Consider the following 16,890-nt stretch of genomic DNA (forward strand, 5'->3'; position numbering starts at 1 on the left):
TAAAAGGGGTCATTGCGGACGCGCTTCGAGGCTGTTTCTCTGGAGTCGTCGCCAGGCGCCGACGAGCCCACCCGGGCCGCGGCGCCGACGTATGCCGGACCTGCGCACCGCGTGGCAACGGACAGCGTGCGACCCCCTGTCCCCGAAGAAAAGGGTTCTCCGTGTCCGTCTCCTTCATCCGCCGTGCCGTCACCTCCCCGAAGAAGGCCCTCGCCGGTGCCGCCGTGGCCGCCGCCACGACCGGCATGGTGCTGGCCGCGGCCCCCGCCCAGGCTGCCGCGCCCACCTCGACCTCCTCCGCTCAGGCGATCGCGCACCAGATGATCCCGGACGCCGCGCAGTTCAACGCCTTCAGCAAGATCGTCGAGCACGAGAGCGGCTGGAACGCCAGCGCCACGAACGCGTCCTCCGGCGCGTACGGCCTGGTCCAGGCCCTGCCCGGCTCGAAGATGGCGTCCGCGGGCGCCGACTGGAAGACCAACCCCAAGACCCAGATCAAGTGGGGTCTGGACTACATGAACTCCCGCTACGGCAGCCCCGTGGGCGCCTGGGGCTTCTGGCAGGCCAACGGCTGGTACTGATCAGCCCGAGCCTCACCCCTTGTACGCGAAGGCGGCGGTCCCCCGATCCCCGGGACCGCCGCCTTCGCCATGCCGTCACACCGTCCTGCTGCCCGGCCCTCGGACCTCAGCCGCTGACGGCACCGGACTCACGAGCCGCTGACGGCGTCGAAGAACCGCACCACCTGCGGCGCCGACACCGCGAACGAGCCGAAGTGGTCCACGTCTCCCTGGTCGACCAGCTCCGCCCGCTTCCCGTGCCCGGCCAGCTGCCGGGCACAGCTGCGCGCGTTCGCGATCGGCACGTCGGTGTCGGCCGCCCCCGCGTACAGGCGCACGGGCACCCGCGGCTTCCAGTCGCAGGTGTGGTCCGCGCCACGTATCGCGTCCAGCAGCGCGCCGGTGGGATGCCGCATCCGCTCGGCGAAGGCCGGCGTCAGCATCTCCCCCACGGTCGGCGGCAGCGCGCCGAGGATGTCCTCCTCCTCGTGCGCCCCGTCGTAGAGCCCCTCGACCCGGCTCGCGTACGGCTCGCGGAAGGCCTCGGCGGGATCCTTGTAGACCGGGTGCAGCCGGTTCTGCGCGACCAGCCAGTACGAGGTGTAGAGGACACCGCTCATGTCGTTGACCCGCCCGTCGAACAGGGCCGGGATCTCCTGCCCCTCCAGGTCGTACGGTCCGCTGACCGGGGCGAGCGCCTTGAGCCGGAAGTGCCCGTCGGCGCCGTTCTGCAGGGCCCTTCCGAGGGCCATCGCGACCTGGCCGCCCTGGGAGAAGCCGGTCGCGTAGACGTCGCCGGTCAGCGGCCGGCCCAGCCGGTCCGCGGCGGTGCGGGCCGCGCGCAGCATGTCGACCGAGGCGGTCACCGAGGACCGGGTGTCCATGTAGGGGTGGCGGCCGGGGCCCTCGCCCAGGCCCAGGTAGTCGGGCGCGGCCACCGCGCGGCCGGCGCCGGCGTGCAGATAGGACGGGACGCGGCCGAAGTCCTCTCCGACGGAGGGCGCGTAGGCGCGGGCGACCATCGTGCCGTGCGTGTCGGAGACGAGGTCGAGCCGGTGTCCTCCTCCGGCGGGCAGGGTGAGCAGGCCGGTGGCGAGGGTCGGTGCGCCGTGCGGGTCGACGGTCCGGTAGGTGAGGCGAAACGACCGCACGCCGTACCGCACGGATTCCGTGGCCGTCTCCCGTTCGGCCAGGAACCTCCGCACCGCGTCGGCGTCGTGCGAGGCGACCGGTACGACGGAGACGAGGGTGCCCCGCGCGGCGGGGCCCCGGCGGTCGGCCGCCACGGCCGCGGGTGCGGCGGCGAGCCCGGCGAGCAGCAGCGCCGCACCGGCGGCGATGGCCCGCCGGGTGCGTCGGTGGCGGCGTGTTCGTGTGGATCCGGCGTTCCTGCGCGTGTTATCGCTCATGGGGTCGACGCTACGGACGCGCGCCGGGCGTCGACATCCGACGATCCCCCGCGTCCGTGGTGGACCTGGGTCCACCACGCCTGTCCCGCTGACCGGAGGCCCGATGACCACGGAGACGGAGAAGCCGCACGACCGGGAGGGGCGCGGACTGCGGCTGGTGGGGGTGCTGCTGGGACTCACCGTCGTCAGCGGGATCGTCGACGCGGTGAGCTATCTGGGGCTCGGGCACGTCTTCACCGCGAACATGACCGGCAATGTGGTGGTCCTCGGCTTCGCCGCCGCGGGCGCGCCGGGCTTCTCCACCACGCACTCGCTGGTGTCCCTGGGGTCGTTCCTGGTGGGGGCGGTGGCGGGCGGGCGCTCCGGACGGCGGCTGGGCACGGGCTCCCGCCGCACCTGGGTGCGGATCATCCTCTGCGCGGAGGCGCTCCTGGTCGGCGCGACGGCGCTGGTCGCCCACCTCGCGCCCGGCAGGACGGGCACCGTGTACACGCTGATCGCCGTGACGGCCTTCGCGATGGGCCTGCGCAACGCGACCGTCCGCAAGCTGGGCGTGCCGGACCTGACGACCACCGTGCTGACGATGACGCTCACGGGCCTGGCCGCCGACTCGCGGCTGGGCGGCGGGCAGGGCAGCCGCTCCCCCCGCCGTACGGCCTCGGTCGTCGCGATGCTGGCGGGCGCGGTGCTCGGCGCGTGGCTGGTGCTGCACCACGGTCTGGGTCTGCCGCTGCTGGTCGCGGCGCTGCTGTCCGGGGTGCTGGCGGTGGCGGCGTCGGGCCGCGAGTGACGGCGGACGGGACACGTTCGCGTCGGCGCCCCGCGGGAGGCAGGGGCGGGGCGTAGGGGGGATGCCCCTGCCTCCCGCGGGACGGGCCGACGGCACCGGGAGTCCGTCGGCCCGAGCGTGTGACCGCGTCGCTCAGCGGTGGCTGACCTGGAGTTCCTTGACGCCGTTGATCCAGGCGGAGCGCAGCCGGCGCGGGTCGCCGGTGAGCCGGAGATCGGGCATGGCGTCGGCGATGGCGTTGAAGATGAGGTCGATCTCCAGGACGGCCAGGGACTTGCCCAGGCAGTAGTGCGGGCCGCCTCCGCCGAAGCCGAGGTGCGGGTTGGGGTCGCGGGTGACGTCGAAGACGTCCGGGTGGTCGAAGACGTCGGGGTCGTGGTTGGCGGAGGAGTAGAAGATGCCGACGCGGTCGCCCTTCTTGATCTGCTTGCCGCCGAGTTCGGTGTCCTGGGTGGCGGTGCGCTGGAAGGAGACGACGGGGGTGGCCCAGCGGACGATCTCCTCGGCGGCCGTGGCCGGGCGCTCCCTCTTGTACAGCTCCCACTGCTCGGGGTGGGTGAGGAAGGCGTGCATGCCGTGGGTGATGGCGTTGCGGGTGGTCTCGTTCCCGGCGACGGAGAGCATCAGCACGAAGAAGCCGAACTCGTCGGAGGCGAGGTTGCCCTCGTCCTCGGCGGCGACGAGCGTGGTGACGATGTCCTTGGCCGGGCACTGCTTGCGGTCGGCGGCCATGTTCATGGCGTAGGCGATGAGTTCGGTGGCCGACTCGGCGCCGACCTCCTCGGTGATGGCGTACTCCGGGTCGTCGTACGCGATCATCTTGTTGGACCAGTCGAAGATCTTGGCGCGGTCGTCCTGCGGGACGCCGATCAGCTCGGCTATCGCCTGGAGGGGCAGTTCGCAGGCGACCTGGGTGACGAAGTCGAACGAGCCGGAGTGGGCGCGGGCGGTCTCGACGATCGCGCGGGCGCGGGTGCGCAGGGTGTCCTCCAGCGCGCGGATGGCGCGCGGGGTGAAGACGCGCTGCACGATCTGCCGGACGCGGGTGTGCTCGGGCGGGTCCATGTTGAGCAGGATGAGCCGCTGGGCGTCGATGGCGTCGCGCTCGATGTGCTCGTTGAACCGGATGATGGCCGTGTTGACGGTGGAGGAGAAGATCTCCGGGTGGGTGGAGACGTACTTGACGTCCGCGTGCCGGGTGACGGCCCAGTAGCCCTCGTCCTGGAAACCGGCGAGATTGGACGGCTGGGCCACCCAGTGGACCGGTTCGACACGGCGCAGTTCGGCGAACTCCGGCAGGGGCACACGGTCGCGCAGCAGATCGGGGTCGGTGAAGTCGAACCCGTCGGGGAGCGCTGGACAAGGCATCGGCAACTCACTCCAGCCATCTGACGGTCCATCAGGAATTGCCGTGAAGGTAGTAACGGGTTCCACAACTCGCAAGAGGCGCGGCATCCCCAATTGCGTGCGGGATTCGTGCAGATCGCGACTTCCGAGGCTGCACGACCCTTGCGGTTGTGGACGCGATGTCAGCAGACTGCACACAGAACTAGAACGCGTACTAGTTCTGCGTGGCGGGTGGGCCGGGACGCCCGCGCCGCGCGGGTAACGGAGGAGAGGACCCACCCCCAATGGCCGCCGAACCCGTGATCGTCGAAGCTGTACGCACCCCCATCGGCAAGCGCGGCGGCGCGCTCGCCAATCTGCACCCCGCCTATCTCCTGGGCGAGACCTACCGGGAGCTCCTGGGCCGCACCGGCATCCACGCCGACTGCGTCGAACAGATCGTCGGCGGCACGGTGACGCACGCCGGCGAACAGTCGATGAACCCCGCCCGCACGGCGTGGCTGACGATGGGCCTGCCCTACGAGACGGCGGCGACGACGGTCGACTGCCAGTGCGGCTCCTCGCAGCAGGCCTCCCACATGGTGGCCAACATGGTCGCGGCGGGCGTCATCGACGTCGGCATCAGCTGCGGCATCGAGGCGATGTCGCGGGTGCCGCTGGGCTCCGGCTCCAAGCACGGTCCGGGCAAGCCGTTCCCCGACGAGTGGAACGTGGACCTGCCCAACCAGTTCGAGGCGGCGGAGCGCATCGCCCGCCACCGCGGCCTGACCCGCGAGAACGTCGACTCGCTCGGCCTCATCTCGCAGGAGCGGGCGGCGATCGCCTGGTCCGAGGAGCGCTTCAAGCGCGAGACGTTCGCGGTCCAGGTGCCGACCACCGAGGAGGAGCAGCGCGCCGGACAGGGCATGTGGCGCCTCGTCGACCGGGACGAAGGACTGCGGGACACCTCCATGGACGCGCTGGCCCGCCTGAAGCCGGTGATGCCGACCGCGGTCCACACGGCGGGCAACTCCTCACAGATCTCCGACGGCGCCGCCGCCATCCTGTGGGCGTCGAAGCGGATGGCGCGCGCGCTGAAGCTGAAGCCGCGGGCGCGGATCGTCGCCCAGGCGCTCGTGGGCTCCGACCCGCACTTCCACCTCGACGGCCCGATCGACGCGACGCGCGCGGTGCTGGGCAAGGCGGGGATGTCCCTGAAGGACATCGACCTCGTCGAGATCAACGAGGCCTTCGCGTCCGTGGTGCTGAGCTGGGCCCAGGTCTTCGAGCAGGACCTGGAGAAGGTCAACGTGAACGGCGGCGCGATCGCGCTGGGTCACCCGGTGGGAGCCACCGGGGCCCGTCTGATCACCACCGCGCTCCACGAACTGGAGCGTACGGACAAGGAGTTCGCGCTGATCACGATGTGCGCCGGCGGCGGACTGGCCACCGGGACGATCATCCAGCGGCTGTAGCCGCCCAGGCTACGAAGCCGGTGAACGCGGCGGGCCCGAAGGCGAGTGCCGGGCCCGCCGGGTTCTTCGAATCGCGGACGGCGACGGTGGCGTGGGGGGTCTCGGCGATCTCTACGCAAGAGCCGCCCGTGTCTCCGCTGTACGAGGCCTTGCGCCAGGCGAGAGTTCCGGTCGGTGCGCATTCGAGGCAGTTGCCCCCTTGGTCCCCGCTGTAGCTGGACTTACGCCACTGGAGCCCCGTCGCGAGCGCGTTGTTCGCCATAGCGTTCCTCCATCGTGCGCCGGATCAACCTCGCCGAGTCCCTCAGCGACAGCGCGGCGGCCTGCAGATGATCGTAACGGAGCGAGCAGTCCTTGACGGTGTCCGGATTGGCGGTGGGGTGCCCGCTTCCGTAGCCCTCCGTATAGACGATGGACGGATCACCGGTGAAGCGATAGAGGTCGAACGACCCCTGCAATCCCGCATGGGCCCCTCCCGAAAGCGGCAACACCTGGACATTGACGCGAGGGTTGCCCTCAAAGGACAACAGATGCGTCAGTTGCTCTCGCATGGTCTTCGGACCACCGATCTCCAAGAGCAGCGCCGCTTCACTGAATACCGCCCAAAAAACAGGCGGTTCCCCCTTGCCCAAGATGCCCTGCCTGGCCAGCCGCACAGCAGTACGGTCATCAAGGTCGGCCTGGTTCAACGTACCGAGGACGGCTCGTGCGTAGGCAGGGGTCTGCAGGAGCCCATGCACCATCTGCGTCTCGAAGGAGTAGATCTCCGTGGCACGGGCCTGCAACTCCGCCACTTGTTGGAACCACCCCGGAAGCTGGCTCCGCAACACCAGCCCCACCAACCGCGACAACAACCCGCCCGTCCCCAGCGCCGCGTCCACCCGTTCGCTGAACTCGGGCGTGGGCAGTTTGCGGGCCGTCTCGATCTGGCCGACCAGTGAACCGGTGTAGTTGACGATGTCCCCGAGCTGCTTCTGCGTGAGCCCCGCGGCCTCGCGATGGCGGCGCAGTTCGAAGCCGTAGTAGTCGAGCGGCGAGGCACCCGGGTCGAGGGCGCTGATGTGGGTCACGCACGGCCCCTTCTCGTACGGCTCGGCCAACAGCGGTACCAGTTGCATCCGTTCGGTAGCCCAGAGTAGTCGCGCGAGGCCAGCCTCGAAGGGTGAACGAATACTTTCCCCCCACGCTGCTGGGCCCCCGTCCCGCCCAGTACCGCATCAGTCTCACGGCGGGCGAGCACTCGGCCCGGCACGTCCGCCGGATCGCCCGCTCGTGCCTGGAGGAATGGGAACTGGCCGAGGCGGCGGACGCCGTGGAGCTGGCGCTCACCGAGCTGCTCGCCAACGTCGTACGCCATGTCCCCGACCGCCGTTGCGTGGTGGTGCTGCTGCGGCTGGCGGCGGGCGTGCGGGCGGAGGTCACCGACGGTCACCCGCAACTGCCCGCCGCCCGGACCGGGTTGCGGCCGGAGGCGGAGAACGGCCGCGGGCTCGTCCTGCTCGACGCGGTGGTCGACAAGTGGGGGGTGGATCCCGAGCCGGGCGGCGGCAAGACCGTGTGGTTCGAGTGCTCCGCCCCCTGAACCGGGCAACCGGCCGCGGGGAAGGGCTTCCTGTGCGGTCCCGATGAACGCGGCCGGTCCGTTTCGCGTCTTCCCACGTGGCACAGCACACCCACACCTTCGAAGACTTCGAACGGAAACGCGGAGCCGTGGTCCCTGCCGAACCGACCGTCCTGATCCCCGTCCGGCCGGACCCGGGGGCCACGCGCCGAATACGGCTCGTCCGGGCGTTCGGGCGCCGCCACCGGCTGCCGTTGCTGGCCACCGTGCCCACGCTCCCGCTGTACGCGGTGTGGTGGGTGTTCCTCGCCACCGGCGGCGGCGATCTGGCGGCCCAGGAGGCATGGGCCGGATTCGCCGCCCGGCACGGCGGTTCGGCGTACAACCTGTTCTGGTACGGCGGGATGCACACCGCCGACTACAGCCTGATGTCCCCGTACCTGATGGCCGCGCTCGGTGTGCGCACGGTGACCGTGGCCTCCGGACTGGCCGCGTCCTGGCTGGCCGCCGTGCTGATCGGACGCACAGGCGTCCGGCGGCCTGCGGGCCCCGCCCTGCTCGCCTCGCTCGCGCTGTGGTGCAACGTCGCCTCGGGGCGGACGACCTTCGCCCTCGGCGTCGCCTTCGGGCTCGCGGCCTGCGTGCTGCTGACCGGCGAGCGGCGCGGGCTGCTCGCGGCCGGGTACGCGGCTCTCGCGACGGCCGCGAGCCCGGTGGCCGGACTCTTCCTGGCGGTGCTGGGAGCCGCGTACCTCGCGGAACGCGACCGGGTGCGGGCCTGCGTCCTGCTGGTCCCGCCGTGCGCCGTGGTCGCGGCGACCACCGTGCTGTTCCCCTTCACCGGCGAGCAGTTGATGCCGCCGGCCCGTGTCTGGCCGCCCGTGGCCCTCGGGCTCGCGGTGGCCACGCTGGCCCCGCGCGGCTGGCGGGTGGCCCGGTGGAGCGGTGTCGTCTACGCGGCCGGCACCGTCCTCACGTACCTGGTCGCCTCGCCCGTCGGCACGAACGTCGAGCGGTTCGCGGAGCTGTTCGCACCCGCCGTGCTGCTGGCCGCGCTGCTCGCCGTCTCCCGGCCGAAGAGGCTGCTGCGCGGCGTGCTGGTCGTCGCGCTGGTGTTCTCCGTCGCCTGGGTCGGCAAGAAGACCGCCGACGACCTGGTGGTCTCGACGGCCGTCCCCGCCTGGGCCGCCGACACACAGGGCGTGATCGGGGCGCTGGAGCGGCTGGGCGCGGACCGCGGCCGGGTCGAGGCGGTCCCGGCCCGCAACCACCGCGAGGCCACCGCGCTCGCCCCGCACGTGAACCTGGCGCGCGGCTGGAACCGCCAGCTGGACATGGAGCGCGGGCGGCTCTTCTACGACGGCACCTTCTCCGAGGCGTCCTACCGGGCCTGGCTCGACCGGTGGGCCGTCGGCTACGTCGTGCTGTCCTCGGGCACGCCGGACGGGTACGCGCGGGACGAGGCCCGCCTGGTGCGCGAACGGCCCGGGTGGCTGGAGCCGGTGTGGAGCGACGCGCACTGGCGGGTGTTCCGGGTGCGCGACGCGGTGCCGCTGGTGTCGGCCCCCGCCTCGGTGCTGCGCAGCTCCGGCGCCGACGTCGAGATACGGATACCGAGGCCCGGCCCGGTCACCGTGCGGATCGCGTACTCGCCCTGGCTGCGCGCCGAGGGCGGCTGCCTGGCGCAGGAGGGCGAGTTCACGCGGCTGACGGTGTCCGAGCCGGGCGAGTACCGGATCAGTTCGGAGTACGGCCCGTCGCCAGGGCGGGCTCCTTCGTGCTGACCTCCACGGGCCTGCCCGGCGTCCGGGGCCGCGGCCCCTGGAGCAGGTAGGTCAGGCCGAAGCCCGCCGCGACGACGGCCGCGCCGCCCACCGCGTCCAGCACCCAGTGGTTGCCGGTCGCCACGATCGCGGAGACCGTGCAGAGCGGGTGCAGCAGACCCAGTGCCTTCATCCACCACTTCGGCGCCAGGATCGCGATGACGAGCCCGCACCACAGGGACCAGCCGAAGTGCAGCGAGGGCATCGCCGCGTACTGGTTGGTGAGCGCGGTCAGCGTGCCGTAGTCCGGCTGGGAGAAGTCCTGCACGCCGTGCACCGTGTCGATGACGCCGAGGCCCGGCATCAGGCGCGGCGGGGCCAGCGGGTAGAGCCAGAAGCCGACGAGGGCGAGCAGGGTGGCGAAGCCGAGCGCCGAGCGCGCCCAGCGGTAGTCGGCGGGCCGGCGGACGTAGAGGACACCGAGGACGGTGAGCGGGACGACGAAGTGGAACGACTCGTAGTAGAAGTCGAAGAAGTCCCGCAGGAAGCCGACCTCGACCACCGCGTGGTTGGCCCAGTGCTCGATGTCGATGTGCAGGAACCGCTCGATGGCCAGGATCTGGTCGCCGTGGTGCTCCGCGGTGGCCCGGCCGCCCGAGTTGGTGCCGCCGGTCGCGGCGAGCCGGACCTGCTGGTAGGCGGAGTAGCCGACGCGGATCAGGAGCAGTTCGAGGAGCAGGTTCGGGCGGGTCAGGACCCGTCCGGGGAACGGCAGCAGCGGCACCCGGCTGAAGCGGGTGGGCACGGGCCGCGCGTAGTCGGTGGGCACCGGTGCCCGGTAGTGCTCCGAGGTGCGCGACAGGAACGGCACGACGGTGGCCGCGGCGAGCGCGGCGAGCAGCACCACGTTGTCGCGCAGCGGGTACAGCGACGTCATGTTCGGCAGCATCATCTTCGCGGGCAGCGTCATGACGAGGACGACGGCGACGGGCCACATGTAGCGGTCCGAGGTCTTCCTGCCGACCCGGCCGACCACCGCCAGCAGCACCCACAGCAGCTGGTGCTGCCAGCTGGTGGGCGACACGGCGACGGCGACGCAGCCGGTGACCGCCACGGCGAGCAGCAGCTGGCCGTCCCTCGCGTAGCGCACGGCGCGGCGCAGTCCGAGGACGGCGACGGCCGCCCCGAAGAAGAGGAACAGTCCTCTCTCCGGCGGGCCGGTCAGGCCGAGCCGCAGCAGCGCGCCGTGCAGGGACTGGTTGGTGAGGTCGTCCGCTTCCTGGCCGAGTCCGACGCCCGCGAAGTGGTGCACCCAGTACGTGTTCGAGTCGTGCGGCAGCGCCGCCCAGGCGAGGAGGGTGAGGCCGCCGAAGGTGAGCCCGGTGGACGCGGCGGCGCGGCGGCGGCCGGTGAACCAGAGCAGCGGCGCGAAGAGCAGGACGGTCGGCTGGAGGGCCGCGGCGAGACCTATCAGGGCGCCGGCGGCGCGCTCCCCGCGGACGGTGAAGCAGCCGAGCAGGACGAGCAGCACCGGGATGATGCTGGTCTGGCCGAGGTAGAGGGCGTTGCGGACGGGCAGCGACAGCATCAGCAGGCTGATCGCGACCGGCGCGGCGAGCAGCGAGGTGCGGCGGCTCACCGGCTGCGGCAGGGCGCGGGCGGCGACCACGCCGAGCGCGACGACGAGCAGCAGTGTGCCGAAGGTCCAGCCCCAGCCGAGGGCCTGCTCGGCCGCGCGCGTGAGGGGTTTGAGGACGAGTCCGGCGAAGGGTGTGCCGGTGAACTGCGTCGAGTCGTACAGGGAGCCCTTCACGTGCAGGACGCCGTCGGGTCCGACCCAGGTCTCCAGGTCGGTCAGCCGGTCCGTGCTGGGGGCGCTGAGGACGGCGGCCACCTGTCTCACCGCGAGGATGGCGGTGATCGCCCACAGCCCGACGCGGGCGGCGCGCAGTCTCTCTCCCGTCGTCCCTGCGACTTGTGCCCCGAGGGCATTACCTGCTCGTCCGCCGTGCTCCGCGTTCCCCACGCTCCGTCGGCCCTCCCGCCCCATCCGTCCCGCGTGTGCCTGTCTGTCTCGTACATCTGTCCCTTTCGGGACCCTATGAGGCTCGCACTGCCCCCGTCGGGAGACGCAGGCAACCCCCTCTTCACCTGACGGCCTCCCTCCTTTTGTCCGGAAGACGACCGTGTGCGGGCGGTCCGGTTCCCTCCCCCGCCCGCGACAAAGATCACAGGTGACGACCCCGAAAGCGCTTGTCGATCGCTTCGTCGCCCCTGCGTACGCGGCATTTGTGTGCACTGCGCGGCGGGCCTGCCACTCCACGTAATGGCACCGAGTGCCCCTATGGTCGCTTTTCGGCCTGCTTCCGGGTGGGCCAGGTCCGCCCCCGGGTGGCCGAGCCCCGCCGCCCGGCGGGCCGCGGTCCGCCCCGTGCGGGCCGGGTCCGCCGACGAGCGGGCCGGGGTCCGCCTCCGGGTGGGCCCAGGTCCGCCACCGCGCGGACCGTGTCCCTGTCCCCGACGGAAGGAAGGCCCTTGCCGACCGCCACGCCCGTAGCCCCCACCGTCCCCGCGCCGCGCGCCGCCACCCCCGCGCCTGCCGCTCCCCCGGAGATCACCGTCACCGACCCGGCGCTGGTCAAGCGCGCCGTGAAGGCGGCGGCGCTCGGCAACGCGATGGAGTGGTTCGACTTCGGTGTCTACAGCTACATCGCGGTGACCCTGGGCAAGGTCTTCTTCCCGTCCGGCAACCCGACCGCGCAGCTGCTGTCCACCTTCGGCGCCTTCGCCGCGGCCTTCCTCGTCCGCCCGCTCGGCGGCATGGTCTTCGGACCGCTCGGCGACCGCGTCGGCCGCCAGAAGATCCTCGCGTTCACCATGATCATGATGGCGGCGGGCACCTTCGCGATCGGCCTGATCCCCTCGTACGCGACGATCGGCGTCGGCGCACCGATCCTGCTGCTCGCCGCCCGTCTCGTCCAGGGCTTCTCCACAGGCGGCGAGTACGCGGGCGCCACGACCTTCATCGCCGAGTACGCGCCCGACAAGAAGCGCGGATTCTTCGGCAGCTGGCTGGAGTTCGGCACGCTGGCCGGCTACATCGGCGGTGCGGGCCTGGTCACGCTGATGACCGCCCTGCTCTCCGACGACGCCCTGCTGTCCTGGGGCTGGCGTGTGCCGTTCCTGATCGCGGGCCCGATGGGCATCATCGGCCTCTACCTGCGGATGCGTCTGGAGGAGACCCCGGCGTTCGCCGCCGAGGTCGAGAAGGCGGAGAAGTCGCGCCCCAAGGTGCGGCTGCGCGAGATGGTCGCCGGCCAGTGGCGTGCGCTGCTGCTGTGCATGGGCCTGGTCCTGGTCTTCAACGTCACCGACTACATGCTGCTGTCGTACATGCCGAGCTACCTGACCAGTGAGCTCAAGTACGACGAGACGCACGGTCTGCTCGTCGTCCTCGGCGTGATGGTGCTGATGATGGTCGTGCAGCCCTTCGCGGGCGCGCTGACCGACCGGATCGGCCGCCGCCCGTTGATCTTCGCGGGCTGTGCCGGGTTCCTGGCCCTGTCGGTCCCCGCGCTGCTGCTGATCCGTCAGGGCAGCCTGCTCGCGGTCGCTCTCGGCATGGCCGCCCTCGGCCTGCTGCTGGTCTGCTTCACCGCGGCGATGCCCGCGGCGCTGCCCGCGCTCTTCCCGACGAAGGTCCGCTACGGCTCGCTGTCCATCGGCTTCAACATCTCCGTGTCGATGTTCGGCGGCACCACCCCGCTGGTGGTCACGGCGCTCATCGGGGCGACCGGCAACATGATGATGCCCGCCTATTACATGATGGCCGCCGCCGTGATCGGAGGCGTCGCGGTCTGGTTCATGTCCGAGTCCGCCGGGCGTCCGCTGCCGGGTTCCGCGCCGTCCGTGGAGCCCGCCGACCGCTGACGCGGACGCGGAGCACGAACCGCCAGGCCGCCACGGGCGCCGGCGCCGGGTCACAGCCCGGCACCGGCGCCCGTCGCCGTGGAACCGCGGCCTCCGCGACGCCGTCTGAGTCCCTGTTCCGACGGCACGACGGAAGGACTACGGGGGACATGCGCGCGGGTCGGTCGAGTTTCGTACGGGGACGGCTGCTGGTCGTCGTCCTGGCCCTGCTGGGGCTCCAGCTGGGATCGCTGGTGGCACCGGCGTACGCCTGCGGATGCGGCGCCATGGTGCCGGACGCGCAGCGGCACGTCACGGTGAACCGCGAGACGTCCGTGGTCCGCTTCGACGGCCGCCAGGAGCAGATCGTGATGCGCCTGACGGTCACCGGTGACTCCCGCAAGGCCGCGTGGATCATGCCGGTCCCGCACCGGGCCACCGTGAAGCTGGGCGACGACGAACTGTTCGGCCTGCTCGACGACGCCGTCGCGCCCGAGCACCGCACACGGCACCACTTCTGGCCGGACTCCGGTGACTGGCCCTTCGCCGGTGGCGGGGACACCGCCGCCGACGCGCCGCGGGCCGGCGCGACGGCACCCTCCGTGGACGTCGTCGGCCGCGAACGCCTGGGCCCCTTCGACGTGGCCCGCCTGACCGCCACCGACTCCGGCGCCCTCGGCGACTGGCTCTCCGAGAACGGCTTCTCGCTCCCCGCACGACTCGACAAGGCGCTTCAGCCCTACGTCGACCAGGGCTGGGAGTACGTGGCGATCCGGCTCGCCCCCGAGCAGGACGACGCCCCGCTCGGCGGCACCCTGGACCCGCTCCACCTCACCTTCGCCAGCGACGAACTGGTGTACCCGATGCGGCTGTCCCGGCTCGCCCGGACACCGCAGTCCCTGGGCCTGTACGTCCTCGCCGCGCACCGCATGGAGCCGGGCTCGTCGATCGGCGGCGACGCGCCCCGGATCACGTACGCGGGCCGGATCTCCGCCCTTCCGGGCCCGCTGGCCGGGCTCACGGCCGACGGCACGGACTTCCTCACCGCCCTCGACCAGGAGTTCCCGCAGCCCTCCCTCATCTCCGGCGACCACCGGCTGCGGCGCACGGCCACCGACGCGACGTACCGTCAGGTGATCTACAGCGACCGGCTGTTGATGGCGGGACCGGTCCCGGCCTGGCTGCTGACGGTCCTCGCGGTGCTCGCCGCCGCCCTGACGGTCCTCGCGCTGCGCGTACGGGCCCACCGGCGCCGCCCGGTGCTGCCGCCGCCCCCGGTGCAGGCACCGCCGCCGATCGGCTGACGTCCGACGCGCCCCGCGGAAAACCGGCTGGCGAGTGCCCGGGGCCGCGACTAGATTCAGCACCATAACTAGTTAGGCCGTCTAACTAGACATACGAAAGGCATGGTGCATGAGCGAGTCGCAGCTCTGGAATGACGTCGACGACTACTTCGCCACCCTCCTCGCCCCCCACGACGACGCCCTCGCCGCAGCCCTGCGCGAGAGCGACGCGGCCGGCCTGCCCCGTATCAACGTCGCGCCGAACCAGGGCAAGCTGCTCCACCTCCTCGCCCAGCTCCAGGGCGCGCGCCGCGTCCTGGAGATCGGCACCCTCGGCGGCTACAGCACCATCTGGCTGGGCCGCGCCCTGCCCGCCGACGGCCGGCTGATCACCCTGGAGTACGACCCCGCGCACGCCGAGGTCGCCCGCCGCAACCTCGCCCGCGCCGGCCTCGACGAGATCGTCGAGGTGCGGGTGGGCCCCGCCCTGGAGTCCCTGCCGAAACTGGCCGACGAGCATCCGGAGCCGTTCGACCTCGTCTTCATCGACGCCGACAAGGTGAACAACCCGCACTACGTCGAGTGGGCCGTCATGCTCACCCGGCCCGGCAGCCTGATCGTCCTCGACAACGTCGTGCGCGGCGGCGCCGTCACGGACGCGGACAGCACCGACCCGAGCGTCCGCGGCACCCGTGCCGCACTCGAACTGTTCGCCAAGCACCCGAAGTTGAGCGGCACGGCGATCCAGACGGTGGGCAGCAAGGGGTACGACGGGTTCGCACTGGCCCGCGTGGTGGCCTGACGGTCCCGGACGGCGGGGCCGCCACCCGGGACCGGGACGCACCCTACGGTTCGTGGTAGAAGCCCACGTTCACCGTGCGCGGGCCGCTGCGGTCCTGGATGACGAGTTCCCCGGAACCGCCCGCCGGCAGCTTCGCCGTCCCCCCGTACGGGAGGGGCTGCGCCTGCTGCCCGGCCAGCGTCAGCCGCACCTCGGAGGACGGCTCGGAGTGCGAGCCGCGCAGCCAGGTCACCTGCCAGGTGCCCTCCGGGCCGCACAGGAACTCCAGATGGACCCGGGAGACGAACAGCCAGTCGTCGGGGGTCGCGAGACGGCACACGGCCCGGTCCCGGCCCACCCGCAACACGGCTCCGGGGTCGCTCGGCGCGTCGGCCATCAGCATCCCGGCCGTCGCACCCGCGTCCGCCCCGGACACCGAGGCCATGGTGAGTTCGAGCACGCGCGCTCCTTCGTGTTGTGCCGGTCCCGTCGTTCGGGCACGGAGCGCCGTCGGCGCGCCGCCGCCGCATGATAATTCGACCGATCGCCCCGCGGTGCGGCCTCCGGCACAATGGATTCATGACCGAGCGAAAGCCACCCGGTGTCAGCTTCGAGTCCTGGATAGACAAACAGATCCGCGAGGCACAGGCGCGCGGCGAGTTCGCGGAACTCCCGGGCGCGGGCAAGCCGCTGCCGCACGGAAACGACACGTCGTACGACGAACTGTGGTGGATCAAGCAGAAGATGGCCCGCGAGGGGCTGTCCGTGCTGCCGCCCACCCTCGCCCTGCGCAAGGAGGCGGAGGACGCGCTCGCCGCGGCCGCCGCGGCACCCTCGGAACGCGTCGTGCGCCGCATCGTCGAGGACATCAACGTCAAGATCCGCGACGTCATGTTCAAGCCCCCGCCGGGACCGCCCCTCGGCCTCAAGCCGTACGACGTGGAAGCGGTCGTGCGCGAGTGGCGCGAAGCCCGGGGGGAATGACCGGCCGCCCGGGTGTAACGCGGGCCGGCAGGGGCAATCGGGCCGCTGGGCTGCGGGAGTCCGAACGGGGCCGTGTCCCGGACGATCGTCCGGGACACGGCCCCGTGGCACGGCCGGCCGTGGCCGACCGTGCGGAACGTGCCCCGCACCGTTGCCGACGACGGTGCGGGACACGGCTCACAGGTGCAGGAGCCGCTCGGTGATCTCGCGGTAGTCCCGCAGCGCCAGACGCAGCTGTTCGGTGTCCGCGCCCGCCTCCTTGCCCTCGCCCTGCTGGAGGACGGTGCGCAGGGTGTGCCGACGCCGGTTCACGGCCTCCGTGAACGTCCCGGCCAGCTCCTCCAGCACGTGGTCGGCCTCCTCCACGGAGTCCCTCGGCCCGTCGACGAACCCGCCGAGCGCGTGCCGCAGACGCAGCGCGAACGTGTCGCTCTCGCCCTTCGCCAGCAGCGGGGTGTCCGGCCGTCCGGCGTCCCGCGCGGGCCGGCCGGCGCCGTGCTCGCGCCCCGTGCCGCCCTCGGCGGCACCACCCGTGACGCCCGTGGCACCGGTGGCGGTCCGGCCACGGTCGCCGAGACCCTCGCCGCGGCCGACGCGTTCGGCTCCCGCGGTGCGGTCACCGGACGTCCCGGTGCGGTCGGCGGACTTCTCGGTGCCGTCGGCGGACTTCCCGGTGCCGTCGCGGCCGAGGCCGTCGCCACCGCGGGCCGGGACGTCGGCACGCCCGCCGGCACGGTCCTCGTCGGCGCGGGTACGGACGTCGTCGCCCCGGCCGCGTCCGTCCGCGCCCGTGCGGCCCGCGACCGCCGGTCCGTCGCCCGCGCGGGGTGTCCCGGCCGCGCCGGTCCGGCCCGGCCGCTCCTCGCGCACCGCGCCGCCGGCGGCGCGCACGCCCTCCCTGGGCGCGGTGACGGAACCTTCGGGCTCCCCGGCGCGTGCCGCCGCGGCCTCCTCCGCCGCCGCCCGGAACGCCGGGTCCACCGGGCCCTTCCCGGTCGCACGCGACGGTGTCCGCTCCGGACCCTGGTCCGGTGTCCTGTCGTTCATCT

The 16,890-nt window shown here is 72.3% G+C and carries 16 protein-coding genes; 9 read left to right on the forward strand and 7 right to left on the reverse strand.

What is annotated here, in order from left to right:
- The first annotated feature begins 161 nt into the window (after positions 1-161).
- The gene (locus ACSYGO_RS16295) at positions 162-581 is read left to right on the forward strand and encodes an aggregation-promoting factor C-terminal-like domain-containing protein (protein ID WP_426675660.1); all 420 of its coding nucleotides are present in this window, start codon (positions 162-164) and stop codon (positions 579-581) included.
- Positions 582-709: 128 nt separating this feature from the next.
- Here ACSYGO_RS16295 and ACSYGO_RS16300 read toward each other — a convergent pair whose 3' ends face one another.
- Entirely contained in the window at positions 710-1,969 is a 1,260-nt protein-coding gene (locus ACSYGO_RS16300; RefSeq protein ID WP_460386936.1) for an alpha/beta hydrolase, read from the reverse strand.
- Between the two features lie 103 nt (positions 1,970-2,072).
- Here ACSYGO_RS16300 and ACSYGO_RS16305 point away from each other — a divergent pair, with 103 nt between their 5' ends.
- Positions 2,073-2,759, forward strand: a complete 687-nt coding sequence (locus ACSYGO_RS16305; RefSeq protein ID WP_426675658.1) for a YoaK family protein — start codon at positions 2,073-2,075, stop codon at positions 2,757-2,759.
- 132 nt (positions 2,760-2,891) lie between these two features.
- Here ACSYGO_RS16305 and ACSYGO_RS16310 read toward each other — a convergent pair whose 3' ends face one another.
- The gene (locus ACSYGO_RS16310; RefSeq protein ID WP_359490880.1) at positions 2,892-4,127 is read right to left on the reverse strand and encodes a cytochrome P450; all 1,236 of its coding nucleotides are present in this window, start codon (positions 4,125-4,127) and stop codon (positions 2,892-2,894) included.
- A gap of 263 nt (positions 4,128-4,390) precedes the next feature.
- Here ACSYGO_RS16310 and ACSYGO_RS16315 point away from each other — a divergent pair, with 263 nt between their 5' ends.
- Positions 4,391-5,560, forward strand: coding sequence for a steroid 3-ketoacyl-CoA thiolase (locus ACSYGO_RS16315; RefSeq protein ID WP_426675656.1), 1,170 nt, complete (start codon positions 4,391-4,393; stop codon positions 5,558-5,560).
- Here ACSYGO_RS16315 and ACSYGO_RS16320 read toward each other — a convergent pair.
- Both ACSYGO_RS16320 and ACSYGO_RS16325 read right to left on the reverse strand, forming a co-directional pair.
- A complete protein-coding gene (locus ACSYGO_RS16320; RefSeq protein ID WP_426675655.1) occupies positions 5,544-5,822 on the reverse strand; it encodes a DUF397 domain-containing protein in 279 nt (92 codons plus the stop codon). The two genes, ACSYGO_RS16315 and ACSYGO_RS16320, sit on opposite strands and share 17 nt — an antisense overlap.
- Complete coding sequence (locus ACSYGO_RS16325; RefSeq protein ID WP_426675654.1) at positions 5,782-6,630, reverse strand: helix-turn-helix domain-containing protein; 849 nt, start codon at positions 6,628-6,630, stop codon at positions 5,782-5,784. The genes ACSYGO_RS16320 and ACSYGO_RS16325 overlap by 41 nt, the downstream gene beginning before the upstream one ends.
- Before the next feature lie 92 nt (positions 6,631-6,722).
- Here ACSYGO_RS16325 and ACSYGO_RS16330 point away from each other — a divergent pair, with 92 nt between their 5' ends.
- Positions 6,723-7,142 (forward strand): ATP-binding protein, encoded by a 420-nt coding sequence (locus ACSYGO_RS16330; protein ID WP_432185748.1) that lies wholly within the window; start codon positions 6,723-6,725, stop codon positions 7,140-7,142.
- A gap of 128 nt (positions 7,143-7,270) precedes the next feature.
- Positions 7,271-8,905 (forward strand): hypothetical protein, encoded by a 1,635-nt coding sequence (locus ACSYGO_RS16335; protein ID WP_460389724.1) that lies wholly within the window; start codon positions 7,271-7,273, stop codon positions 8,903-8,905.
- On the opposite strand, the gene ACSYGO_RS16340 is transcribed toward ACSYGO_RS16335, so the two are convergent.
- Positions 8,859-10,910 (reverse strand): bifunctional glycosyltransferase 87/phosphatase PAP2 family protein, encoded by a 2,052-nt coding sequence (locus tag ACSYGO_RS16340; protein WP_460386937.1) that lies wholly within the window; start codon positions 10,908-10,910, stop codon positions 8,859-8,861. The genes ACSYGO_RS16335 and ACSYGO_RS16340 overlap by 47 nt on opposite strands.
- A 509-nt stretch (positions 10,911-11,419) precedes the next feature.
- Here ACSYGO_RS16340 and proP point away from each other — a divergent pair.
- The 3 genes from proP (at position 11,420) to ACSYGO_RS16355 (ending at position 14,878) form a co-directional block, all read left to right on the forward strand.
- Positions 11,420-12,814, forward strand: coding sequence for a glycine betaine/L-proline transporter ProP (gene proP, locus ACSYGO_RS16345; protein ID WP_426675651.1), 1,395 nt, complete (start codon positions 11,420-11,422; stop codon positions 12,812-12,814).
- Positions 12,815-12,963: 149 nt separating this feature from the next.
- Positions 12,964-14,097, forward strand: a complete 1,134-nt coding sequence (locus tag ACSYGO_RS16350) for a DUF2330 domain-containing protein (protein WP_426675650.1) — start codon at positions 12,964-12,966, stop codon at positions 14,095-14,097.
- 109 nt (positions 14,098-14,206) lie between these two features.
- On the forward strand, positions 14,207-14,878 hold the full coding sequence (locus ACSYGO_RS16355; protein ID WP_426675649.1) for an O-methyltransferase: 672 nt from the start codon (positions 14,207-14,209) through the stop codon (positions 14,876-14,878).
- A gap of 43 nt (positions 14,879-14,921) precedes the next feature.
- Here ACSYGO_RS16355 and ACSYGO_RS16360 read toward each other — a convergent pair whose 3' ends face one another.
- Entirely contained in the window at positions 14,922-15,317 is a 396-nt protein-coding gene (locus ACSYGO_RS16360; protein WP_426675648.1) for a hypothetical protein, read from the reverse strand.
- 119 nt (positions 15,318-15,436) lie between these two features.
- On the opposite strand from ACSYGO_RS16360, the gene ACSYGO_RS16365 reads away from it, so the two are divergent.
- Positions 15,437-15,841 carry a DnaJ family domain-containing protein gene (locus ACSYGO_RS16365; RefSeq protein WP_432175145.1) on the forward strand — a complete coding sequence of 135 codons (405 nt, stop codon included), beginning with the start codon at positions 15,437-15,439 and terminating at the stop codon, positions 15,839-15,841.
- A gap of 177 nt (positions 15,842-16,018) precedes the next feature.
- Here ACSYGO_RS16365 and ACSYGO_RS16370 read toward each other — a convergent pair whose 3' ends face one another.
- Positions 16,019-16,888 carry a hypothetical protein gene (locus ACSYGO_RS16370; RefSeq protein ID WP_460386938.1) on the reverse strand — a complete coding sequence of 290 codons (870 nt, stop codon included), beginning with the start codon at positions 16,886-16,888 and terminating at the stop codon, positions 16,019-16,021.
- Positions 16,889-16,890: the final 2 nt, after the last annotated feature.

This window comes from Streptomyces krungchingensis, from assembly GCF_054729265.1.